1 protein-coding gene is annotated in these 243 nt (G+C 42.0%); it reads right to left on the bottom strand.

The window, feature by feature from the left end:
* Positions 1-243 (bottom strand): hypothetical protein (locus tag AAEZ02_RS23320; RefSeq protein ID WP_351125587.1); only part of this gene is annotated, 243 nt, incomplete at both ends.

Below are 243 nucleotides of genomic sequence, written 5' to 3'. Positions count from 1 at the left end.
ACTTAAGCCCCAATAGCGTGTGTTGGCAGCTATCCACATCAACCTTTTAGGTTTACTTTGTTGTTTCGTTGGCTTTAGTTTTTTTAATATTTGCTCAACTTTGTTCAAGGCTCGGTTGCCATACAGTGGCCCAATAAGCAATTCATAAGGCTTGTTGGTAAAGCCGCTGCCCATTTCAGCAATCATGCCCCTAAAATCAATCGCATCATGTTTTACAAAGCGAGCTACCGACATGTCCTGAAA

The sequence above is a fragment of the Shewanella sp. T24-MNA-CIBAN-0130 genome (assembly GCF_040310185.1).
GTDB classification, from domain to species: domain Bacteria; phylum Pseudomonadota; class Gammaproteobacteria; order Enterobacterales; family Shewanellaceae; genus Shewanella; species Shewanella psychromarinicola.
Note: the sequence above shows the minus strand (reverse complement) of the source record. Positions and strands in the feature narration are given on the sequence as shown.